Genomic DNA, 20,893 nt, shown 5'->3' with positions numbered 1-20,893 from the left:
TCTGTAGGACAGGTCGGGAAGAGCCGACAGGAGTGACTACTCGCCGGTCTTCGGCAGGCCGGGCGGATTGATCCTCGACTTGGTCACGGCCTCGTCGGAGAGCCCCCAGCGCTTGAGGACCTTCGCGTAGCTGCCGTTGTCGATGACATGGTCGAGCGCTTCGGCGAGCGGCTTCACGAGCCCGCTGTCCTTCTTGGTGGTGGCGGCGATGAGGCCCTGGAGCTCGGCGCCCGCGCCCGAGTACGTGCCGACGACCTCGGTCTTCCCGGTGCTGGCCGCGTGGTAGGCGGCGGTCGGGTTGGGGCCGAGATAGATGTCGATGCGGCCGGACTGCAGGGCGAGATAGGTGTCGCTGTCGTTCTGGTAGTACTTGATGTCGACCGGCTTGCGGCCCGCCTTCACGTTCGCCTTGCTCCACTCGATGAGCAGCTTCTCCTGGTTGGTGCCGCTGCCCACGGCGACCGTCCTGCCCGCCACGTCCTTCGGCCCCCTGACCTTCAGGCCGCTGCCCTTCTTCGCCTCGAAGCCCAGGTTGTCCTTGCGGTAGGTGGCGAAGTCGTACTTCTCCTTGCGGTCCTCGGTGACCGTGATGTTGCTGAGGCCCACGTCGTACTTGCCGCTGTCGAGGCCTACGAAAATGTTCTCCCAGGAGGCGGTGGTGCGGCGCACCTTGAGGCCGAGGACGTCGGCGACGAGGTACGCGAGGTCGGGCTCGACACCGATGACGGTCTTGTTGTCGGTGGCGTGGAAGCCCAGCGGCGCGGCGGAGCTGGAGGAGCCGATGACCTCCAGAGTGCCTCTCTTACGGATCCGCTCGGGCACCTCGTCGGCTATGGAGTCGACCTTGCCGGTGGTGACGCGGTGCTGCTCGGGACTGAGGTTGATCTTCGCCTTGGCGCCCGAGCCGTCCGCGACCTCGGTCGTGCCACCGTCGGAGGGGTTGCTGCAGGCGGCCAGGAGCAGGGTGGCCGCGAGCGAGAGCGCGGCCGCGGTGGTGGTGCGGCGCCGGTGGGCGAGGGTGAGAGGCACGGTCGTTCTCCTTGTGTGCAAAGCAGACGGCAGAGCAGAGAGCAGGGGTGGTCGGCGCAGAGGGTTATCGGCGCAGGGCGTTACAGGACCTTGGAGAGGAAGGCACGGGTGCGTTCGTGCTGCGGGGCGTCGAGGACGGCCGCGGGTGTCCCCTGCTCCACGACGACACCGCCGTCCATGAACACCACGGTGTCGGCGACCTCGCGGGCAAAGCCGATCTCGTGGGTGACGACGATCATCGTGGTTCCGGTGCTCGCCAGGTCCTTGATGACATCGAGGACCTCACCCACCAGTTCCGGGTCGAGCGCCGATGTGGGCTCGTCGAAGAGCAGCACCTTGGGTTCGAGGGCGAGCGCGCGGGCGATGGCGACGCGCTGCTGCTGGCCGCCGGAGAGCTGGCGCGGATAGGAATCGGCCCGGTCGCCGAGCCCCACTCGTTCGAGCAGCGTCCGGGCGGTGTCCTCCGCCTCCTTGCGCGGGCGGCGCAGGGCGGAGACGGGGGCCTCGATCAGGTTGTCGAGGACGGTGAGGTGCGGGAAGAGGTTGAAGTCCTGGAAGACGAACCCGATGTGGGTGCGCTGCTTCAGGACGTCCTTCTCCCGCAGCTCGTGCAGCTTGTCGCCCTGGCGGCGGTAGCCGATGAGTTCGCCGTCGATGCTGATCCAGCCGCTGTTCACCTTCTCCAGGTGGTTGATGGTGCGCAGCAGCGTGGACTTCCCCGATCCTGACGGGCCGAGGATCACGGTGACCTCACCGGCGTGCACGCGCAGGTCGACGCCGCGCAGCACCTCCAGCGGGCCGAAACTCTTGTGGACGTCCTGGATGTCCACCATGGGCTTGCTCATCGTCGGCCTCCCAGGGCCCGGAGGGTCTTCGGGGCGGTGCCCCGGGCGTATCGGCGTTCCACGTAGTGCTGGGCGATGGAGAGGAGTGAGGTCAGGACCACGTACCAGGCGGTGGCGACGAGGAGCAGCGGGATCACCCGGCCGTTGCGGCCGTAGATGACCTGGGCCTGGTAGAAGAGCTCGCCGATGGACATCACGTAGACCACCGATGTGCCCTTGAGCAGGCCGATGATCTCGTTGCCCGCCGTCGGCAGGATGGCGCGCATGGCCTGCGGCAGCACGATCCGACGGATCTGCCGCAGGCGCGGGATACCGAGGGCGGCGGCGGCCTCCAGCTGGCCCCGGTCGACGGAGATGACACCACCGCGCACGATCTCCGCGGCGTACGCGGCCTGGTGCAGAGTGAGGCCGATGATGGCGGCGCCGATGGTGCCGATGAGGCTGTTGCTGTCGACGGACCAGAACACCGGGCCGAAGGGGATGCCGAGGCCCAACTCCTTGTAGAGCGCGCTGAGATTGAACCAGAAGACCAGCTGGACGATCATCGGGATGGACCGGAAGATCCAGATGTAGGTCCAGGCCACGGTCTGCAGCACCGGACTCTGCGAGAGCCGCATGAAGGCCAGCACCGTACCGAGCAGGAACCCCAACACCGTCGCGTATGCGGTGAGTTGGAGCGTCACCCAGACGGCCTGCACGATCGTCTCGGACAGGACGTAGTCGCGGAAGACGTCCCATTCCCATACGGGGTTGGTCAGCAGGCCGTGCGCGAACTGGGCGACCAGGACGAGCACGGCGGCTGCCGCGACCCAGCGGGCGTAGTGGCGGACGGGGACGACCTTGAGGGAGGCCGGGTCGTCCGGGGTCTGTCCGGTGGGCGCGGCGCCGAGGAGGTGTTTCTCGAACGGCAGCGGACCGATGGACTCGGGATCGGCCTCGGTGTCGAAGAGCGGCGTGTACCCGGTGGCCAGGTAGAGGCCGCGGGCTTCCGGCTGGCGGGGCCCGGTGGTGAGGTGGATCCGCCGGTAGCCGCGCTCGCCGGCCTCGCGCTCCAGCTCGTCGACCACGCGGCGGGCGAGGCCGCGCCGCCGGTGGGCGGAGTGCGTCCAGATCCGCTTCAGCTCGGCGGTGTCGGCGTCGTAGCGGCGGAAGGCGCCTCCCGCGACGGGTTCACCGTTCTCGAGGACGAGGAGCAGCAGCCCGCCGTGGGCCGGCGTGAACTCCTCGTCGGGGTAACGGGCGATCTCGGCGTGGGCGTCCTTGCCGTACCGGGTCGAGTACTCGTCGCCGAGCTCGCGCAGCAGCGGCTCGACACGGGGATCGGACACGGGGACGTGAACGACCGTCACGTCCTCTGACGGCGCGGGTGGTTGGGCCAGGGAGGTCACGCACCCACCGCCGCCGTCGCCCCGGTCCCTCGTGCCGCGCGCTCGGCGTCGCGCTTGGCGACCTCCTCGCGCACGATCGGGATCACGTACCGGCCGAAGTCGATCGCGTCGTCCAGCAGGTCGTAACCGCGCGCGGAGAGGATGTCGACACCGAGGTCGTAATAGTCGAGGAGCGCCTGGGCCACGGTCTCCGGGGTGCCGACGAGGGCGTTGGAGTTGCCCGCGCCGCCGGTCGCGGCGGCCGTCGGGGTCCACAGGGCGCGGTCGTAGCGCTCCCCCGCCTCGGCGATGGCGATGAGCCGCTGGGAGCCCGTATTTTGCGGCTCGGCGTGCCCGTGGTGACGCCTGCCGATGCGCTCGCCGCGCTCCTTCCTGGCCTTGATCGCACCGACCGTGCGGTGCGCCTTCTCCCAGGCCAGCTCCTCGGTCGGCGCGATGATGGGACGGAAGGCGACCTGGATGCGCGGGACGTCGGTGCGGCCCGCGGCCTTCGCTGCGGCCTTCACGGTCTCGATCTGCTCGGCGGTCTTGGCCAGCGGCTCGCCCCACAGGCAGTAGATGTCGGCCTCCGCTCCCCCGGCGGCGTACGCGGCGGGCGAGGAACCTCCGAACGAGACGCCGGGCCGCGGCTGTTGGACCGGGAAGACATCACTGACGAAGTCGTGGAAGCGGTAGTGCTCGCCCTCGTGGTCGAAGGGTTCGTGGGTGGTCCAGATCTTCTTGACGAGCTGGATGTACTCGCGGGTGCGGCTGTAGCGCTCGTCCTTGGTGAGGGTGTCGCCCTCGCGGCCCTGTTCCTGGTCGTTGCCGCCGGTGATGAAGTGGACGGTGAGCCGGCCGTCGCTGATCCGGTCGAGGGTGGCGAAGGTCTTGGCGGCGAAGGTGGGGTACGAGACGTTGGGCCGGTGGGCGAGCAGGATCTGCAGGCGGTCGAGGTGGCTCGCGATGTAGGCGGCGGCCGGTGCCGGGTCGGGCGACCCGGAGCCGTACGCGAACAGCACCCGGTCCCAGTCGTGGTCCTCATGGGCGCGGGCGAGACGGAGTGTGTACTCCTTGTCGAAGGCGGCGCCGGAACGGGAGGTGGTTTCGGAGCCGTCGTTGGTGGCGGCGATGCCGAGGAATTCCACGGGCATGGGGTGGGCCTTTCTCAGGCGGCGAGAACCGCGTGCGGGCAGGCCGGAACAGCCGTGCGCGCAGGCGGAATTGACGACTCGTCACACAGACGGGTCGATACGGGCGTGACGACGCGGGGCGTCGTGGGATGCGGTGGTGTGGCAGCGCGCGCGAGGCGTCAGAGCTCGGGCCCGGGCGGGGTCACAGAGGGAGCCGCCGAGGAGTCACCGAGAAATCACCAAGGAAGAAAGGGGCCGGTCAGAGGGCCCGCTGCCGATTCAGGCGCAACACGCCGCGGACCACACCCGACCGAAGTCGATGTGGTCACGCGAGACCAAGCGCTGGGCAGTCATGGACCAATTGAGCCGTCCGCAGGGCCGTTTCGTCAAGCCGCGCTCGAATGTCGGACGGCGTCGGACCGGCTTGTGGGCGGTCGTCGGACCGCTCAGGCAGAGTCGGTCGCCGCCTGCCGCTGGGCCCGACGGTGCTCGACACCGCTCAGCAGCCGGCTCCGCTGCTCCTCGTCCGTCGCCGCGGCAGCCGCGGCCAGGGCCAGCGCCGACGCCCCGTCGGTCACCGCACGGTCCGCGCCGGGGGTCGTGCCGTGTGCCGCGAACTCGACGGTGTGCTGGCTCGCACCCGCGGTGTCGTAGCCGATGGTGGGGTGGATCGCGGGCAGGAGGCGGGACACGTTGCCCATGTCGGTGGACGCTGTGGTGGCGCCGTGCCGGGACAGCGGGGTGCGGCCGAGGGAGCGGGCGGCCGCCGCGTAGGCCTCGGTCAGGAACGGGTCCTGGCGCAGATCCGCGAAGTCCCTTCCGTGCTGGGCGAGTTCGAGGGTGGCGCCGGTGGCGAGGGCGCCCGCCTCGAAGCAGGCGCGGACCCGGCGCTGCACCGCCGTGAGCTGTTCGACGGTGGGGGCCCGCACCTCGTAGCGGGCGGCCGCGGTGTCGGGGATGACGTTCGGGGCTCGGCCCCCGTCGGTGACGATGCCGTGGACCAGGGAGCCCGGAGGCAGCTGCTGGCGCAGCACGCCGATCGCGGTCTGGGCGACGGTCAGTGCGTCGAGCGCGTTCACGCCCTCCCATGGTGCGAGGGCCGCGTGGGCCGGCCGGCCCCGGTAGGTGATGTCCCAGGCGCCGATCGCGAGGGAGGAGGCGCCGACGGTGTCCTCCGGGGCGGCGTGCGCCATCAGTGCCGCGGCCACGTCGTCGAAGACGCCCGCCTCGATGAGGAGCACCTTGCCGCCGATGTCCTCCTCGGCCGGTGTGCCGATGAGCCGTACGGTGACGTCGAGCCTGTCCGCGACGGCCGCGAGGCCGAGCGCCGCGCCGACCGCCGCCGCGCCGTTCACGTTGTGCCCGCAGGCGTGGCCGATGCCGGGCAGCGCGTCGTACTCGGCACAGAAGGCGAGCACCAACTCGCCGTTGCCGTACGTCGCGTCGAGCGCGGTGGGCAGTGAGTCGAGGGGGCGGGTGACCGTGAACCCGCACGCTTCGAGGAGCGCTGCGATCTTCGTGGCCGAGCGGTGTTCCTCGAGGGCGGTCTCGGGTTCGGCGTGCAGGCTGTGGCTGAGCGCGATGAGCTGCTCGCGCCGGCTCAGGACCGCCTGTGTCACCTCGTCGTGCAGGGAAGGCGTTGTCGTCATGGTCGTCATGCGAGGCTCTCCTTCGCGTCGGTGCGTATGTCGGTGTCGGCCGTGGCCCCGCTCCCGTACAAGAGCGCGAGGGTCCCGCCGAGCAGGGCGACCGCGGCGCAGGCGCCCCAGCTCCACACATAGCCGGACAGCGCGATGTGGCCGCCGAGTTGGTGCGCGGAGAAGAGCCCGCCGATGACGGCGGCGCCGATCGCCGCGCCCAGCGACAGGGCGAGTTCGTTGATGCCCACGGCCAGCGCGGTCTGCCGCTCGGGCACGATCTCCGCCGACAGGGTCCGTGTGATGGACTCGAAGACACCGGTGGCGAGGCCGACGATCAGCGCCGACGCGATGTACTGCGGGAGTGTGGCGTGGAAGAGGATCAGGCCCAGGAAGCCGAGCCCGATGAGGGTTCCGCCGGTGACCAGGACGGCGCGGTCGCCGATGCGGCGGGCCAGGCGCGGTGTGGCCGTGGAGCCGGCGAAGCCCATGACCACCATGGCCAGGGACACCGTCGCGATGGACTGCGGGCCGAGCCCCATGCCGTAGCCGACGGTGGCCGGGTCGGCCCCGAGGAACAGGGCGTTGGCGCCGAGGAAGCCGATCGTGCCGAAGGCCGCGCAGAACGTGTGCGCGCTGACCGCCGCGAGCCGCCGGTCCCGCAGCATGCGGACGCTCACCAGCGGTTGGGTCGCGCGGCGCTCCACCGTCACCCAGGCGAGGAACACCACCACTGCGAGGGCTCCGGTGCCCAGGGAGCGCGCCGAGGTCCACCCCCATGTGCCGCCCTGTGCGAGCAACAGGACCAGAGCGACGAGCCCGATGGTCAGCAGCGCCGCCGCTCCGTAGTGGAACCGGCCGCCGAACTCCCCGTCGCTGTCCGGCAGTACGAGGCCCGCGGCCAGGGCGAGCACGGCCACCGGCACCGCCGCCCACAGCCCGGCCTCGGCATGCCGCTCGCTGAGGGCGCCCGCCACGAGGCCGCCCGCGCCGACGGCGATCAGCAGGGCGCCGACCAGGAGCGACATCCCGGTGCGGCCGCGTTCCGGGGCGCGCGAGCGCAGGATGCCCGCGAGCAGCGGGAAGAACCCGACCACCGCGCCCTGCAGGACCATCCCCACGGCGAGTGTCACCACCGTCGGCCGCACCGCCATCAGTAGCGAACCGGCCGCGACCATCGTGAGTGCCACTCGCAGCAGCCGACGGTGACCGTACAGATCACCGAGGCGTGAGAGCAGTGGTGTGAGCACGGCGAACGCGCACTGCGACAGCAGATAGAGATTGTTCTGGGCCACTCCGCCGATGCCGAGCCGCTGCCCCAACTCCGGGAGGAGCGGCGTGAGATAGCCCTGTACGACGCCGCTGAACACGACGACGACCGCCATCGCGCCGAGCATGCCGCGGCCGCTGCCCACCGCTGACCCTCGTGTGCCCACGTCTGCGCCCACCGGGGACGTCCCTTCTGGCCGGAATCACATTCGGTGGCTACTGTGCGGGCTGCGGTCGCACCGGTCCGCGGATTCGTCGGAAACGAGCACGGAGGTGGTACCGGATGCGAGAAACGGTCACCGCGAGCGAGCTGGACCTCGCACTCGTCAACGCCCTCCAGCTACGCCCCCGCGCCTCCTGGAGCGAACTCGCACCGCCGCTGGGTGTCACCGCGAGCACCCTCGCCCGCCGCTGGGACCGGCTGACCGCGGAAGGGCTCGCCTGGGTGTACGCGGCGCCGGGGCGGGAGTTCTCGCGCACGCGCTGCACGGCGTTCGTCCTGGTCCGCTGCCGACCCGGCACCCGTATGCGCATCGCTCAAGAGCTGCGCGTGCACGACGAGGCCGTGACCGTCGAACTCACCGGCCCCGGCAGCGCCGATCTGCTCATCGACGTCCTCGCCCCCGACCTGCCCGCGCTCACCCGTTTCGTGACGACACACCTCGAACCGCTGCCCGGTGTCACCGCCGTCGACTGCCTCTTCGCCACGTCCCTCTACGTGGAGGGCAGCCGCTGGCGGCTCCGCTCCCTGGACCCGGCGCAGCTCAGCGCCCTGGGCCGGGCGAGCACGCATGCGTCCGAGACCGCGCCGACGTCCCAACTCGACGCGGTGGACCGGAGGTTGATCGACGCCCTGGTCGGCGACGGCCGCCTCGGCCTCGCGGCACTCGCCGCACACACCGACACCAGTCCCGCCACCGTCCGCCGCCGCCTGCACCGGCTCACCGACTCGGGTGTCCTCACCTTCCGCTGCGACATGGCGAACGCGCTCGCGGGACGCCCGCTCCCCGTCTCGCTGCTCGGCCGGGTCCCGGCCCGTGACATCGCGGCCGTCCACCGCGCCCTCGCCGCACTGCCCGAATGCCGCCTCGTCGCCGCGGTCACCGGCCGGACGAACATCTTCGCCACCCTGTGGGTACGCGACCTCGGCGACATCCAACGCCGCGAGACATCCCTGGGCGCGCGCCTGCCGACACTGGAGGTGACCGACCGCATCGTCGGCCTGCACACGGTCAAGCGCATGGGTCATCTGCTGGACGAGGACGGCAGGCGCACGGGGGTGCGTCCGATCAGGCCGTGGTGAGTCTCGGCGGCTCGTTACTAGCCCGTCCGCAGCGACTCCAGCGCCTTCTCGATGCGTCGCGCGCGTGTCTCGGGCTTCTTCGCGGATTCGATGGCGAGGACGTGCTGCCGTTTGCGGCTGTGGGAGAGGCGGTCGTAGGCGGCGCGGGCGGTCGGGTCCGCGTCGAGGGCGTGGGCGAAGTCCTCGGGCTCGGTCACGGTGCGGGGCTCGGTGTCGAGTTGCAGGTCGACCTCGACCTCCTCCCCCGTCTCGACGCCCGCGGCCTCCCTGTTGGCCTTGCTCAGGCCGAGCAGGCAACGGCCGCGCATGAGGGCGACCCGGCTGCGCCATGTGTGCCCGTTGACCGTGATGACCACCGGGGGCCGCTTCCCGCCGCCGAGCTCGTCCACGAGCTCCGGAGGGACCTCCAGGCCGTGCATCGGCTTCGGGGGTTCGACGTGGGTCCGGAACTTCATGTGGTGCTCCCGTTCGCGCGGTGGCCGTTTCCTCGGGAGCGTAAGGGATCTTGACCGCCGGACAGGGACTGCTTAGCTTTCGGACAGTGATTCGATCATCTTGTGGTCAACTCACCTGCCCGCAAGCCTTCTTGCAAGGAGCCGCCGAATGTGTGAGTCCTGCTGTCCCACGCCGCGTACACCCCGGATGAGCCGCGCGCAGTTCCTCCAACTGGCCGGTGCCGGGGCCGCCGCGGTGGCCGTGTCCGGCGCGTTCGCCGGGTCCGCCGCCGCCGCTTCCCGGCCGGCGAAGACCGAGCGGCCGGGGCCCTTGCTCGTCGACAACGTGCGTGGCTACACACTCGCGCGCGGCAAGCTGCGCAGATTCTCCCGGATGCTGCTCACACCCGAGGGGCGTGTCGCCGCGCTCGACATCGGCGCGGCCCCCAAGGGCATACGCCGCCTCGACGGCCGCGGCCGCGTCCTGCTGCCCGGACTGCACGACGCGCACGGTCACTTGTGGGGGCTCGGCGCCCTCGCCGTGGAGCTGAACCTCGTCGGGACCCGTTCCCTGAAGGAGGCCATGGACCGGCTCGCCGCCTACGACACCGCGCACCCCGACGACCCGTGGATCCTCGGACGCGGCTGGAACGAGGTCGTGTGGGGGCTCGGTCGGCTGCCCAATGCCGCCGATCTGGACCCGATCGTCGACGACCGGCCGGTGTGGCTGGGGCGGGTGGACGGGCACGCCGGTGTCGCCAACACCGCGGCGCTGAAGGCCGTCGGCATCACCGCCGCCACCCCGGACCCCGACGGCGGCCGCATCGTGCGCGACGGCGCCGGCAATCCGACCGGCGTGCTCATCGACGCCGCGCAGGCGCTCGTGGAGGACAAGCTGCCCGAGCCCACCCTCGAAGACGTACGGGCCCGTGCGCTCGCCGCGCAGAAGCAGCTCGGCAGCGTGGGCATGACGTCCGTGTCGGAGGCGGGCACGGACGCGAGCGGTGTCGTCGTACTGCGCCAACTCGCGGACGAGGGCGCCCTGACCATCCGCGTGAACGCCTTCCTCTCCTACAAGGCGTTCACCGACATCGGCGCGGACGCCCGCACCGACTCGTACGCCGACGACATGGTCCGCATCCGCACCGTCAAGCAGTACATCGACGGCGCGCTCGGCAGCCACGGTGCCGCGCTGCTCGCTCCGTACGCCGACGACCCGGACACCAGCGGGCTGCTCCAGGTGGAGCCGGAGGAGTTGCAGCGCCGCGTCGAGCAAGTGGTGCGCGGCGGCTACCAGTCAGCGGTGCACGCCATCGGCGACCGCGGCAATCGTGTCGTCCTGGACGCGTACGAGCAGACGTTCCGGCGCGTCGGCGACGCCGGGATGCGGCACCGTATCGAGCACGTACAGGTGCTCTCACCGGAGGACATCCCACGGCTTCGCAGGCTCGGCATCATCGCGTCGATGCAGCCGGTGCACGCCACCGACGACATGAACATGGCCGAGGACCGGATCGGTGCCGAGCGCATCAAGGGCGCCTACGCCTGGCGCACCCTCATCGACCAGGGCACGCACCTGCCCTCCGGCTCGGACTTCCCCGTCTCGTCCGAGAACCCCTTCGACGGCCTGCACGCCGCCGTCACCCGCACCGACCGGGACGGCAAGCCGGCCGGCGGCTGGTACCCGGAGCAGGCCATGACGCCTGTGGAGGCGCTTCGTTCGTACACGGTGGAACCCGCGCACGCGGCGCACCAGGAACACGTCCTCGGCACGCTGGAGCCGGGCAAGTGGGGCGACTTCGTTCTCACCGACACGGACCCGTTCGACCTGCCGTCCGGCCGGGCGGTGTGGCAGACGAAGGTGCTGCAGACGTGGGTCGCGGGGAAGCGGGTCGGAGAGTACGGCGACCTGTGACGCCCGGCGGACGTCACGGTCCTGCGAACGCCCGCCGCGCGTGGCCCAGCAGTTCGCGCAGCGCCGGGTTGTGCGCCCGCTTCCAGACCAGGGCGAGCAGCGCCGGTGTGTCGACGTCGTCGATGGTGCGGGCAGTGAGCCCGTCGGGGTGATCCGCGACCATCGACTCGCTCAGGACGGCGACGCCGAGGCCGCGGTCTGCGAGGGCGGCGATGGAGTCCGCGGCACTGGCCTGCAGCGCGATCGTGGGGTGCAGGCCCTGCGCGGTGCAGGCCCGGTCGAAGACCGTGCGCAGGCCGGTGCCGGGCGGCATGCAGACGATCGGATGGGCCATCAGGTCCTGTAGTACGACGCGCCGTTGCTTCGCCAGCGGGTGCCCGGCCGGGACCGCCACGACGAGCCTCTCGTCGACGATGGTCAGCGAGTCGAGGCCGTCAGGGGTGCTGTGCGCGGCGCCGATGAGCGCCAGGTCGACATCGCCGGCGCGCACCCCCTCGACGAGCCGGTCGGAGCCGTCCTCCAGGAGCGAGAGCTCGACGCCCGGGTGCGCCTCGTGGAACGCCGCGAGGGCGTCGAACAGCGGGGTGATGGTGCAGCCGATGACCATGCCGACGGTGAGCCGCCCCCTGATCAGTTCGGACACCTCGGCCACCGCCCGGCCGATCGCCCCGGCCGCGGCGAGGGTGGCGCGGGCCTGTTCGAGCGCGGCCTTGCCCGCGACGGTGAGCGTGACGGTGCGGGACGAGCGGTCGAACAGCTCCGCCCCGAGCTCACGCTCCAGCTGCCGGATCTGCGCGCTGACGCCGGACTGGCTGATGTGCACCCGCTCGGCGGCGCGCGTGAAGTTCCGCTCCTCGGCGACGGCGACGAAGTATTCGAGCTGCCTCAGGTCCATGACACCCATTGTCCATGACCGCAGCTTCTGATTTCCATCAGAACCATCTGTTGGACTTCTGATCGTCGGACGGCGACGCTGGAAGCACCAAGCCAGGGAACTGACGCCGGGAGGAACCCCATGTCGGAGTACGAGAAGGCCATGCGGCCCGAGGACATCACCCGCCTGTTCGTCGAGCGGTCCAACGCGGGGGACGCGGCCGGCGTCGCCGCGCTCTACGAGGAGGACGCGGTGCTCGCCTACCCGCCCGGCCAGGAGACGGTCGGGCGGGAGGCGATCCGCGTGCTGTGGGAGAAGGTGCTGGCGAACCGCCCCCACTTCGAGCCGGAGCAGCCGCTGCCGACGCTGATCAGCGGCGACATCGCCCTCACGTCGACGCCGCCGAAGGACGGGACGGGGGCCCGTGCGCAGGTCGTGCGCCGCCAGCCGGACGGAAGCTGGCTGCGCTTCCTCGACCAGCCCGAGTTCGCGCCGCCGACGCGCTGACCACGCGTGCGGGCGCGAGCCGGGACTACTGAGCGGCGCGCTGCCCACGGGGGCCAGGACCACTGAGCGGCGCGCTGCCCACGCGGGCTAGGACTGCTGAGCGGCGTGCTGACCGCGAGGCAGCGGGACCGGCGTCTCACTGGCGCGCATCATCACGCAATCGAACTCGAGCACGCGGCCGGAGCCGCTCTCCTGGGTCACCGGATACATGCCGGTGACTTCGAAGCCCTCGCGCTCGTACTCGGCGAGCGCTTCGGCCATCCGCGGGCTGCCCTCGTAGATCCTCAGAAGTGCGACCTCCGACTGCAGCCCCACGAATTCGGAGATGCGCTCCCCCGCCCCGGCGAACACCTCGAGGTCGTAGCCCTGAGTGTCCATCTTGAGATAGGGCTGCGGATTGTCGATTCCGTCGAGAGCCTTGTCCATCAGCCCGTCGAGCCGACAGATCTGAATGTCCTCGGTGCCGCCTTTGACGAACCGCTTGTACCGGGTGTTCCCGTATTCGCTGGGCGGGAGGAGCGAGCTCATACTGAGCCACTCCACGTGCATGGACTGAATCGTGTCCACCCGTCCGAGCCCGCACGGGACGACATGCCAGTCCGGGTCGCCTTCAGCGCGCTTCTGCAACTTTTCCAGAAACCGCGGAACCGGCTCGAACGAAACGATCCGCCCCTTGTACCCGAATTCTCGGAGTCGCCTGCCGTACTGGCCGACGTTCGCCCCGACATCGAATACGCAGTTCACGCCGTAGGACTCGAGCATGGCGGCCACGTGGCGAGCACCGAGATAGTCGGCGGCCGCCTTCTGGAATCCATGCTCCTGCGCACGTGACTTTCGCTCATCGACAATGAGCTGAGCCCCCTCGGCGAGCGGAGTGGCGGCCCACTTTCCGCGCCTTGTGACGAGGTGCGCCCCGTCTTCCAAGGGGGAATCGGTCCACTTCCCCCGGCTGGTGACGAGGTGCGCTCCGTCCTCGAGGCAGGCGCCTGCCCACTTCCGCCGGCTCCGCGCAAGGACCGCGGCTCCGGGAGCCAGATCGACGACCTGAGCGCCGGTCCGGGCGACGGTGTTCAGCAGAGTTCTGTACACGCTAGCCATGCATGCACGTTCGCAGCCGCCCCACCGATCCCCCGGACACCGACTCGGCCGCCGCCAAATGACATCCGCTCCCACGAGACGCCTCCGTCACAGGTCAGAAGCGGTCCCAAAGCGGGACCCACCAGGTCAGGTTTCACCCGAAAGAGAGAAGTCCCGGCGGGCTCATCAGAGAAGCTCGCGCCCCGGTCACCGCCGGTTCCGGCATCTCCGTCGGCTAGGGCCTGTCATTTGGATCAGGCCCTAGGCCCGGAGCCGGGAGACCAGGCCATCGAGGACCCGGTCAAGCCCGTAAGCGAAGTCGTCATCGCGGATCTGTTGCGGGGGAAGGTCCTGCCGGGCAGAGCTTCCCTCTCGTAGCCGCTGGTGTTGGTGCGCGGCGTCATCGAAGAGAGGCCGCAGACCCGCCACCCACTCCTGTTCGCTCCTGCCACTGCGGGCGATCAACGAAAGGTACGCGGCTTCGGAGGCGGCGATACCGATGACGTAGGCCGTAAGCGTCCCCATCGCCCGGTCCCTCTCGTCCGCCGGGAAGCCCGCCACTTCGAACTGCGCGAGCAGACCCGCCGCCATCCGCATGGCGTTGGGACCGATGTGAACAAGTCCGACCTGGCCGAGCTCGGACACGATCCAACGGTGTCGCAGACTCATCGCACGAAGTTCCGTGGCGATGCGGGTGACGTCCGCACGCCACTGGCCACGTTCGGCAGCCACCGGCATGTCCAGCTCTCCGAAGACGTCGTCCACGGCCAACTGGATCAGCTCGTCCTTGTTGGCCACGTGTCGATAGAGCGAGGTGGCCGCCGCCTTCAAGCGGGTGCCGAGCTTGCGCATGCTGAGCGCCTCGGCACCCTCCGCGTCCAGCAACTCAATCGCTGCGGCAACGATCTGCTCGCGAGTCAGCTGCTCCCGCTGCAGGGGCTGCGGACGGGTCCACACCGACGCGATCGGCTTCTTTTCGGCTGACATACGCCCCTCATCCTTACTCGCTCCACCTTCTCCACCACCATAGCGGACGCCGTACGCACCTTGCATACGGCGTTCCGCCATGCGTACAGTGTTCGCAACAAGGAACGTCGTACGCATCGAGCTGGGGGTTCGGCATGTCGACCGTCGTTAACTGGGACGAACAGGGCAACTGGGGTAGCAAGGGCGTCTGGGGAGCGCGGGACTCGGCGGGCCGGAAGTTCGACGTCGCCCACTGGCAGGCCCGTCTGGACACCTTGCGTACCGAGCATCACGTCCCCGCCGCGTCACTGGCAGTTCTCGTCGACGGGACCGTCCACGAGCTGGCCAGTGGCGTGCTGCATCGCGGCACGGGCGTGGAAGCGACGACCGACTCGGTCTTCCAGATGGGCTCCATCGCCAAGATCTACACGGCCTCTCTGATCATGCGCCTCGCCGAGTCAGGTGAACTGGACCTGGCCGCACCGGTCGTGGAGGTTCTGCCGGAGTTTTCCGCCGCCGACCCCGACGCGACCAAAGTGATCACCACACGCCAGCTGCTCAGCCACACCAGTGGCCTCACCTGCGACTTCAACCACGACAGCGGACGCGGCGACGACTGCCTCGCCAAGTACGTCGAGGCTGCGAAGGACGTGGCGCTCGACTGCCCGCCCGGCACCGCGCTCTCCTACAGCAGCGTCGGGTACAACGTCCTCGGCCGGATCATCGAAGTCGTGACCGGCAAGGTCTGGGACGAGGCACTGGAGGACCTGCTCCTCACTCCGCTCGGCCTCACGCACACCGTGACCCTGCCCGAACAGGCGCTGCGGTTCCGGGCGGCGATGGGGCACCTGGGTGAGGCGGGCCAGGATCCGGAGCCCGCGCCGGCCTGGGATCTGATGCCGCGCTCGGCAGGGCCTTACGGCCGGGTCATCGCCACAGCCGGGGACGTCGTCCGGCTCGCACAGATGCACCTCAACGGCGGCGTCGCGCAGGACGGCACGCGGGTGCTGTCCGAGGAAACCGTCGCGATGATGCAACAGCGCGTGGTCGAGTCACCCGACAAGTGGACGGTCAGTGCGGACGGCTGGGGGCTGGGCTGGACCCTGTACGACTGGGACGGTGTCCAAGGGTATGGCCACGACGGCGCATCGATCGGCCAGTACGGCTACCTGCGCGTAGTTCCCACGGCGGGCGTCGCGGTCGCCCTGCTCACCAACGGCGGCGGGGCGCGCGAGCTGTACGCGGCCCTCTACCGGGAACTGCTCGCCGACCTGGCCGATGTGACGATGCCTGAGCCCTTCGCCCCTCCGGCCGAACCGCCTGTGGTTGACCTCGCACCGCTCCTTGGCACGTACAGGCGCGAGGGTGTGGTCATCACTGTGACCGAACGGGACGGTGCGGGGCACGCGGTGTACGAGTTCGTCGATGGCATGAAGGACTTCTCCGAGCCCCTGGAAATCGACCTGCTACCGGTGACCGAGTCGGTGTTCGCCGGTACCGGAGTGGGTGCCGCATTCAGCGAGGACTACATGCCCGTGGTCTTCTCCACCCTGCAGGACGGCACAGGCTGCGTCTACATCGGTATGCGCTGCGGCCCCAAGGTCGGTTGATTACGACTGCGCCGCGTAGAGCGCCCCGCCGCCTGGCGCCTACACCGACAGCAGCGGTGACAGCCGTGCCACCGGCGGCAGCTCGCCATGGCGCTCCGGGGACGCCGAGAACGCCTGGATCACGAAGGCCGCGAAGCGGCGGGAGGCGGCGACGCGGGCGGATGTCGATGCCGCCTGGATGCCTCGGTTGGCCATGAGCATCAGGATCAGGTCGTCCAGGACGAAGTCCGGGCGCAGGTGGCCGGAGTCCTTGGCGCGGCGGGCGATTTCGGCGATGGCCTTCAGCGTGTACGCGCGGTTCTCGGCGAAGTCCAGGGCCTTGGGGAAGGCCGACATGAAGGCCTCGGTGAAGCCGCGGTCGCGGGCGTGCATCTCGCAGGTCTCCTCGATCACGTGGCAGAACCCGTGCCATGGATCCGGGTCGGCGAGCCCCTCGTCCACGAGCCTGCGGCACACCCGCATCTCCTCCGCGAAGGCCTCCGTGACCAGCTCCTGCTTGGTAGGGAAGCGGCGGTAGAGGGTGGCGGGGCCGACTCCGGCACGGCGGGCGATCTCGCGCATCGGCACGTTCAGGCCGTCGGCGGCGAACACGGCGCGGGCCGCGTCGAGGATGCGCTCGCGGTTGTCGAGGGCGTCGGAGCGCAGCGTCTGAGGCAAACGTTCGGTCACCTCTCTCACTTTACCCAAACGGACGGGGGCGTCCGTTAACGCCCGAAAGCCCCACCCCGAGACACCAAAGGAGCCCCCGTGAAGGCCATCGCGATCCAGGAATTCGGACGCCCCGAGGGCATGGCGGTCGTCGACCTCCCGGCCCCGGTGCCCGCCGCCGGGCAGGTACTGATCGCCACGGAGGCGATCGGCGTCGGCGGGGTCGACGCCCTGATCCGCAGCGGCGCCCTCGCCTCGTTCGGCTTGTTCCAGGAGGGCCATGTGCCCGGCAGCGAGGTGGCGGGCACCGTGACCGCCGTCGGCGCGGGCGTGGACGCCTCGTGGGTGGGTCGGCGCGAATGGGCGTTCACCGGCACGGGCGGCGGCTACGTCGAGCAGGCCGTCGCCTCCGTGGACGCGGTCCTCCCCCTGCCCGCGGAGCTGTCCGCCGCCGACGCGGTGACGCTCGGCACCTCCGCCGTGGTCGCGCACTTCGCCCTGCGCCACGCCCACTTCGCCCCCGGCGAGTCCGTGCTGGTGCGGGGCGCGGCCGGCAGCCTGGGTATCCCGACCGTGCAGCTCGCGGCGAGCGGCGGGGCGAGCGCGGTTGCGGTCACGACCTCGTCGGCGGAGCGCGGCGAACGCCTGCGCAAGCTGGGGGCGACCCACGTACTGGACCGCTCCGGCACCTCCACCGATGCCGATGCCGATGCCCCCGAGGGTTACGACGTCATCATCGACATCATCGCCGGACCGGACATGCCCACGTTCCTCGACCGCCTCAACCCCAACGGCCGTCTGGTGGCGATCGGCATGGTCGCCGGGCCTCCGCCCGCGGACCTCGCCGCGCACATGACGGCGGCGTTCCGGAAGTCGATGTCGTTCGCCACCTTCAGCGCCGACACGGTGCCCGAGGCCGCTCAACGCGCCGTGCGCACCGAGCTGTTCGCGGGAGAGCTCTCCCTGGATCCGGTGGTGCACGCGGTGCTCCCGATGGAAGAGGCCGTGCGGGCGCACCAGTTGATGGACTCGGGTGAGGCCTTCGGCCGGATCGTGCTCGTGCCGTAGGCCCCTTCGGCCGGCTCAGCGCGCCAGCGCTCTGCCGATCTCCCCCGCCGCATCCATGACCTGGGCCGCGAGATCCGCCCGGGCATGGCCCGCCTCGGTCAGGCGGTGGGTGGGTCCCGCGATGCTGATGGCGCCGACCGTACGGCCGGAGGCGGCGCGGAGCGGGGCGCCGATCGCGGCCTTGCCGTCCGCGTGCTCGTCGACGGCGGCGGCCCAGCCCCGGCGACGTATCTCGTACAACTCGGCGGCCAGGGCGGCACGTTCGGTGATGCTGCGGCCGGTGAGGGCCGGGAGTTTCTCGGGTACGTCCAGCTCGTGGTCGAAGGCGAGCAGCGTCTTGCCCACGGCCGAGGCGTGTAGCGGCAAGTGGGCGCCCATGCGCAGGACTTGAGCACTGTCGTCCGGGCGGAAGACGTGGTGGATGACGAGGGCCCCGCCCTCGTGCGGGGTGGCGATCCAGACCGATTCGCCGCTGCGCGCGGCGAGGGTGTCGGCGCTGTGCAGGGAGCGGGCGCGCAGCTCGTTCGTGTCGAGGTCGCCGTTGCTCAGGTGGAGCAGCGAGGCGCCGATCCGGTACTTGCCCGTGGCCGGGTCCCGCTCCACCAGGCCCGCCGCGACCAGCGTGCCGAGGATTCCGCCCAGGGACTCCCGGGGCAGCCCCATCGCGCGGGCCAGCTCCGACACCGCGAACGGCCGGCGCCCGGACGCGAGCAGCCGCAGGACCAACGCCGCCCGCTCCACCGACTGGATCCGCTCTGCCACGCGGGCACGGTAGCCCACCATTGGTCGGCACTGGCCCGCGGGCCTACCTTCGTAGACGTCAAGACATCACCGGACCGACGATTCCCGACGTTTCCCGACGACTCCCGCGGAGATGAGCACCCCATGTCGAAGATCCTTTTCGTGGTGACCGGCGCCGACCACTGGACCCTGGCCGACGGCACCCACCACCCCACCGGCTTCTGGGCCGAGGAGGCCATCGCCCCGTACGACGCGTTCAAGGCGGCAGGGCACGAGATCGTCGTGGCCACGCCGGGTGGCGTCGTCCCCACCGTCGACGCGGGCAGCCTCGCGCCCGAGTTCAACGACGGCCAGGAGAACGCCGCCCGCATGGCCGCCGCCGTGTCCTCGAACGCCGAGCTGTCCTCCCCCATCAAGCTGGAGGAGGTGAACCTGGAAGACTACGCGGCCGTCTTCTATCCCGGCGGCCACGGCCCGATGGAGGACCTCGCCGTCAACGCCGAATCCGGCGCTCTGCTCACCCGCACCCTGGAGTCCGGCAAGCCGCTCGGTGTCGTCTGCCACGCGCCCGCGGCGATGCTGGCGGCCACGAAGGCCGACGGCGGCAACGTGTTCGCCGGCTACGACGTCGCCGCGTTCACCAATGTCGAGGAGGCCCAGGCCGGCTTCGCCGACAAGGCGCGGTGGCTGCTCCAGGACCGGCTCACCGAGGCCGGTGTGAACGTCCAGGTCGGTGAGCCGTGGGCGCCGCACGTGGTCGTCGACCGCAACCTGGTCACCGGACAGAATCCGGCCTCCGCCGCCCCGCTCGCGGCCGAGCTGCTGGAAAAGCTGGCCTGACCACCGACAAAGGCTGCCCTGACCACCGATAAAAGCTGGCCTGACCACCGATGTTCCCCACGGATGACACAGTGGACCCAAGCGTTCCGTTCGTCTCGTGGAGGTTCCCCCCGCATGCGTCTGCTGCTCATACGTCACGGCCAGACCCCGTCCAACCTCAAGCGGCTCCTGGACTCCGCGGCGCCGGGCCCCGGCCTGACGCCGCTCGGTCTGGAGCAGGCGGCGGCGCTCCCGGGGACGCTGGCCGACGAGCGGATCGACGCCCTGTACGCCTCCACCCTGATCCGCACGCAGCTCACCGCCGAGCCCCTGTCCAAGGCGACCGGCCTCGACGTCGTGATCCGGGACGGGATCCGTGAGATCGCGGCGGGTGACCTGGAGATGCGCGGCGACGACGAGTCCGCGCAGAAGTACCTCAACACCGCGTTCTCCTGGTCCTCCGGCGACACCGCGCTCCGGATGCCCGGCGGCGAGACCGGCGAGGAGACACTCGACCGCTTCGACTCCGTGGTCGCCGAGGCGGCCAGGACGGGCGCGGACACCGTGGCCATGGTCAGCCACGGCGCCGTGATCCGGACGTGGACGGCCGCGCGGGCGGGCAACGTGGATGTCGCTTTCGTCGCCGCCCACCCGCTCCCCAACACGGGCATCGTCACCCTCTCCGGCTCGCCGGAGCAGGGCTGGGAGCTCGAGCTGTGGGAGGGGCGACCGCTCGGTCAGTGAGTGGGCCCCGCCGGGCCCGGAACCCTCAGGACCCGAGGACGGCCGGGTCCGGGCCCACGCGCTCGCCCGTCTCAAGGCCTGCGAGCGCGGCGATGTCGTCCGAGGTCAGCTCGAAGTCGAAGACGGCGATGTTCTCGCGGATGCGGGACGGGGTCACCGACTTCGGGATGACGACGTTGCCGAGCTGGAGGTGCCAGCGCAGCACGATCTGCGCGGGGCTGCGGTCGTACTTGCGGGCGAGTGCGGTGACGATCTCGTCGTCCAGGACGCCGTTGCCGCGGCCCAGCGGGGACCACGCCTCCGTCGCGATGCCGTGCTCCGCGTCGTACGCGCGCAGCTCGCTCTGCTGGAGGCGCGGGTGCAGCTCGATCTGGTTGAGGGCCGGGACGACGGAGGTCTCGGCGGCGAGCCGGTCCAGGTGCTCCGGCAGGAAGTTGGAGACGCCGATGGCGCGCGCCCGGCCACTGGCGAGGATCTCCTCGAACGCCTGCCACGTCTCGACGTACTTGTCGCGCGACGGCACCGGCCAGTGGATCAGGTACAGGTCGACGTAGTCCATGCCGAGCCGGTCCAGCGAGGCGTCGAACGCGCGCAGCGCGGTGTCCCGGCCCTGCTCGGTGTTCCACAGCTTCGTGGTGACGAAGACGTCCTCACGGGCCAGGCCGTAGTCGGCGATGGCGCGGCCGGTGCCCTTCTCGTTCTCGTACAGGGCCGCCGTGTCGATGCTGCGGTAGCCGGCGTCGAGGGCGCTCGTGACCGCGGCGTGCGCCTCGTCGTCGGGAACCTGGAAGACGCCGAAGCCGAGCTGCGGCATGGTCACGCCGTTGTTGAGGGTGACCTCGGGAGTGGTGCTCATGACTCGTGTGTCCTTACGTGGTGACTCAAGTCCGGTGTCTGGTCCGGTGTC

At 70.5% G+C, this 20,893-nt stretch carries 20 protein-coding genes and 1 pseudogene; 7 read left to right on the top strand and 14 right to left on the bottom strand.

The genetic code is table 11. From position 1 onward, the window contains the following. Positions 1 to 36: 36 nt before the first annotated feature. The 7 genes and pseudogenes from OHA73_RS42880 to OHA73_RS42850 all read right to left on the bottom strand — a co-directional run bounded on the left by OHA73_RS42880 (position 37) and on the right by OHA73_RS42850 (position 7,426). Positions 37 to 1,029 (bottom strand): ABC transporter substrate-binding protein, encoded by a 993-nt coding sequence (locus OHA73_RS42880; protein WP_327658079.1) that lies wholly within the window; start codon positions 1,027 to 1,029, stop codon positions 37 to 39. A gap of 80 nt (positions 1,030 to 1,109) precedes the next feature. Further along, on the bottom strand, positions 1,110 to 1,874 hold the full coding sequence (locus tag OHA73_RS42875; RefSeq protein ID WP_323179746.1) for an amino acid ABC transporter ATP-binding protein: 765 nt from the start codon (positions 1,872 to 1,874) through the stop codon (positions 1,110 to 1,112). Then, complete coding sequence (locus tag OHA73_RS42870; RefSeq protein WP_443063244.1) at positions 1,871 to 2,785, bottom strand: amino acid ABC transporter permease; 915 nt, start codon at positions 2,783 to 2,785, stop codon at positions 1,871 to 1,873. The genes OHA73_RS42875 and OHA73_RS42870 overlap by 4 nt, the downstream gene beginning before the upstream one ends. Positions 2,786 to 2,869: 84 nt before the next feature. Further along, a pseudogene (locus tag OHA73_RS42865) lies at positions 2,870 to 3,202 on the bottom strand (GNAT family N-acetyltransferase); the annotation flags it as partial. A gap of 56 nt (positions 3,203 to 3,258) precedes the next feature. Beyond that, the gene (locus OHA73_RS42860; protein WP_267073451.1) at positions 3,259 to 4,395 is read right to left on the bottom strand and encodes an LLM class flavin-dependent oxidoreductase; all 1,137 of its coding nucleotides are present in this window, start codon (positions 4,393 to 4,395) and stop codon (positions 3,259 to 3,261) included. A gap of 425 nt (positions 4,396 to 4,820) precedes the next feature. Beyond that, on the bottom strand, positions 4,821 to 6,032 hold the full coding sequence (locus OHA73_RS42855; RefSeq protein WP_327658078.1) for an amidohydrolase: 1,212 nt from the start codon (positions 6,030 to 6,032) through the stop codon (positions 4,821 to 4,823). Next, complete coding sequence (locus tag OHA73_RS42850; protein WP_327658077.1) at positions 6,029 to 7,426, bottom strand: MFS transporter; 1,398 nt, start codon at positions 7,424 to 7,426, stop codon at positions 6,029 to 6,031. The genes OHA73_RS42855 and OHA73_RS42850 overlap by 4 nt, the downstream gene beginning before the upstream one ends. Positions 7,427 to 7,563: 137 nt before the next feature. Between OHA73_RS42850 and OHA73_RS42845 the strand changes: the two genes are divergently transcribed. Next, entirely contained in the window at positions 7,564 to 8,583 is a 1,020-nt protein-coding gene (locus OHA73_RS42845; RefSeq protein ID WP_327658076.1) for an Lrp/AsnC family transcriptional regulator, read from the top strand. A gap of 17 nt (positions 8,584 to 8,600) precedes the next feature. On the opposite strand, the gene OHA73_RS42840 is transcribed toward OHA73_RS42845, so the two are convergent. Then, positions 8,601 to 9,038, bottom strand: coding sequence for a YdeI/OmpD-associated family protein (locus tag OHA73_RS42840; RefSeq protein ID WP_327658075.1), 438 nt, complete (start codon positions 9,036 to 9,038; stop codon positions 8,601 to 8,603). Positions 9,039 to 9,225: 187 nt separating this feature from the next. Here OHA73_RS42840 and OHA73_RS42835 point away from each other — a divergent pair, with 187 nt between their 5' ends. Then, positions 9,226 to 10,932: an amidohydrolase gene (locus OHA73_RS42835; protein WP_327658074.1), complete on the top strand. Its 1,707-nt coding sequence runs from the start codon at positions 9,226 to 9,228 to the stop codon at positions 10,930 to 10,932. A 13-nt stretch (positions 10,933 to 10,945) separates the two neighbouring features. Here OHA73_RS42835 and OHA73_RS42830 read toward each other — a convergent pair whose 3' ends face one another. Continuing rightward, entirely contained in the window at positions 10,946 to 11,827 is an 882-nt protein-coding gene (locus OHA73_RS42830) for a LysR family transcriptional regulator (protein ID WP_327658073.1), read from the bottom strand. A 120-nt stretch (positions 11,828 to 11,947) separates the two neighbouring features. Here OHA73_RS42830 and OHA73_RS42825 point away from each other — a divergent pair, with 120 nt between their 5' ends. Then, positions 11,948 to 12,313, top strand: a complete 366-nt coding sequence (locus tag OHA73_RS42825; RefSeq protein WP_266724551.1) for a YybH family protein — start codon at positions 11,948 to 11,950, stop codon at positions 12,311 to 12,313. An 87-nt stretch (positions 12,314 to 12,400) separates the two neighbouring features. Here OHA73_RS42825 and OHA73_RS42820 read toward each other — a convergent pair whose 3' ends face one another. Then, positions 12,401 to 13,411 carry an FkbM family methyltransferase gene (locus OHA73_RS42820; RefSeq protein WP_327658072.1) on the bottom strand — a complete coding sequence of 337 codons (1,011 nt, stop codon included), beginning with the start codon at positions 13,409 to 13,411 and terminating at the stop codon, positions 12,401 to 12,403. Positions 13,412 to 13,651: 240 nt separating this feature from the next. Beyond that, positions 13,652 to 14,377, bottom strand: a complete 726-nt coding sequence (locus tag OHA73_RS42815) for a TetR/AcrR family transcriptional regulator (protein WP_327658071.1) — start codon at positions 14,375 to 14,377, stop codon at positions 13,652 to 13,654. Positions 14,378 to 14,511: 134 nt separating this feature from the next. Here OHA73_RS42815 and OHA73_RS42810 point away from each other — a divergent pair, with 134 nt between their 5' ends. After that, positions 14,512 to 15,966 (top strand): serine hydrolase domain-containing protein, encoded by a 1,455-nt coding sequence (locus OHA73_RS42810; protein WP_327658070.1) that lies wholly within the window; start codon positions 14,512 to 14,514, stop codon positions 15,964 to 15,966. Between the two features lie 39 nt (positions 15,967 to 16,005). Here the strand turns inward: OHA73_RS42810 and OHA73_RS42805 are convergent, their stop codons facing one another. Further along, positions 16,006 to 16,635, bottom strand: a complete 630-nt coding sequence (locus OHA73_RS42805) for a TetR/AcrR family transcriptional regulator (protein WP_266724543.1) — start codon at positions 16,633 to 16,635, stop codon at positions 16,006 to 16,008. A 78-nt stretch (positions 16,636 to 16,713) separates the two neighbouring features. On the opposite strand from OHA73_RS42805, the gene OHA73_RS42800 reads away from it, so the two are divergent. Next, positions 16,714 to 17,682, top strand: coding sequence for a zinc-binding dehydrogenase (locus tag OHA73_RS42800; protein WP_327658069.1), 969 nt, complete (start codon positions 16,714 to 16,716; stop codon positions 17,680 to 17,682). A gap of 15 nt (positions 17,683 to 17,697) precedes the next feature. Here OHA73_RS42800 and OHA73_RS42795 read toward each other — a convergent pair whose 3' ends face one another. Further along, positions 17,698 to 18,444 carry an IclR family transcriptional regulator gene (locus OHA73_RS42795; protein WP_327658068.1) on the bottom strand — a complete coding sequence of 249 codons (747 nt, stop codon included), beginning with the start codon at positions 18,442 to 18,444 and terminating at the stop codon, positions 17,698 to 17,700. A 123-nt stretch (positions 18,445 to 18,567) separates the two neighbouring features. Between OHA73_RS42795 and OHA73_RS42790 the strand changes: the two genes are divergently transcribed. After that, positions 18,568 to 19,263, top strand: a complete 696-nt coding sequence (locus OHA73_RS42790) for a type 1 glutamine amidotransferase domain-containing protein (protein ID WP_327658067.1) — start codon at positions 18,568 to 18,570, stop codon at positions 19,261 to 19,263. A 114-nt stretch (positions 19,264 to 19,377) separates the two neighbouring features. Continuing rightward, positions 19,378 to 19,986: a histidine phosphatase family protein gene (locus OHA73_RS42785; protein WP_266724537.1), complete on the top strand. Its 609-nt coding sequence runs from the start codon at positions 19,378 to 19,380 to the stop codon at positions 19,984 to 19,986. A gap of 25 nt (positions 19,987 to 20,011) precedes the next feature. On the opposite strand, the gene OHA73_RS42780 is transcribed toward OHA73_RS42785, so the two are convergent. Further along, positions 20,012 to 20,842 (bottom strand): aldo/keto reductase, encoded by an 831-nt coding sequence (locus OHA73_RS42780; protein WP_327658066.1) that lies wholly within the window; start codon positions 20,840 to 20,842, stop codon positions 20,012 to 20,014. Positions 20,843 to 20,893: the final 51 nt, after the last annotated feature.

It is taken from the genome of Streptomyces sp. NBC_00483 (genome assembly GCF_036013745.1).
Classification (GTDB): domain Bacteria; phylum Actinomycetota; class Actinomycetes; order Streptomycetales; family Streptomycetaceae; genus Streptomyces.
This window is presented reverse-complemented; position numbering and strand designations above follow the sequence as displayed.

Excerpts from the sequence above, each read along its gene's own strand:
- OHA73_RS42820 (WP_327658072.1), bottom strand. The coding sequence starts at position 13,411 with ATGGCTAGCGTGTACAGAACTCTGCTGAACACCGTCGCCCGGACCGGC.
- OHA73_RS42845 (WP_327658076.1), top strand. The coding sequence starts at position 7,564 with ATGCGAGAAACGGTCACCGCGAGCGAGCTGGACCTCGCACTCGTCAAC.
- OHA73_RS42790 (WP_327658067.1), top strand. The coding sequence starts at position 18,568 with ATGTCGAAGATCCTTTTCGTGGTGACCGGCGCCGACCACTGGACCCTG.
- OHA73_RS42815 (WP_327658071.1), bottom strand. The coding sequence starts at position 14,377 with ATGTCAGCCGAAAAGAAGCCGATCGCGTCGGTGTGGACCCGTCCGCAG.
- OHA73_RS42780 (WP_327658066.1), bottom strand. The coding sequence starts at position 20,842 with ATGAGCACCACTCCCGAGGTCACCCTCAACAACGGCGTGACCATGCCG.
- OHA73_RS42855 (WP_327658078.1), bottom strand. The coding sequence starts at position 6,032 with ATGACGACCATGACGACAACGCCTTCCCTGCACGACGAGGTGACACAG.
- OHA73_RS42825 (WP_266724551.1), top strand. The coding sequence starts at position 11,948 with ATGTCGGAGTACGAGAAGGCCATGCGGCCCGAGGACATCACCCGCCTG.
- OHA73_RS42785 (WP_266724537.1), top strand. The coding sequence starts at position 19,378 with ATGCGTCTGCTGCTCATACGTCACGGCCAGACCCCGTCCAACCTCAAG.
- OHA73_RS42875 (WP_323179746.1), bottom strand. The coding sequence starts at position 1,874 with ATGAGCAAGCCCATGGTGGACATCCAGGACGTCCACAAGAGTTTCGGC.
- OHA73_RS42835 (WP_327658074.1), top strand. The coding sequence starts at position 9,226 with ATGAGCCGCGCGCAGTTCCTCCAACTGGCCGGTGCCGGGGCCGCCGCG.
- OHA73_RS42810 (WP_327658070.1), top strand. The coding sequence starts at position 14,512 with ATGTCGACCGTCGTTAACTGGGACGAACAGGGCAACTGGGGTAGCAAG.
- OHA73_RS42840 (WP_327658075.1), bottom strand. The coding sequence starts at position 9,038 with ATGAAGTTCCGGACCCACGTCGAACCCCCGAAGCCGATGCACGGCCTG.
- OHA73_RS42830 (WP_327658073.1), bottom strand. The coding sequence starts at position 11,827 with ATGGACCTGAGGCAGCTCGAATACTTCGTCGCCGTCGCCGAGGAGCGG.
- OHA73_RS42860 (WP_267073451.1), bottom strand. The coding sequence starts at position 4,395 with ATGCCCGTGGAATTCCTCGGCATCGCCGCCACCAACGACGGCTCCGAA.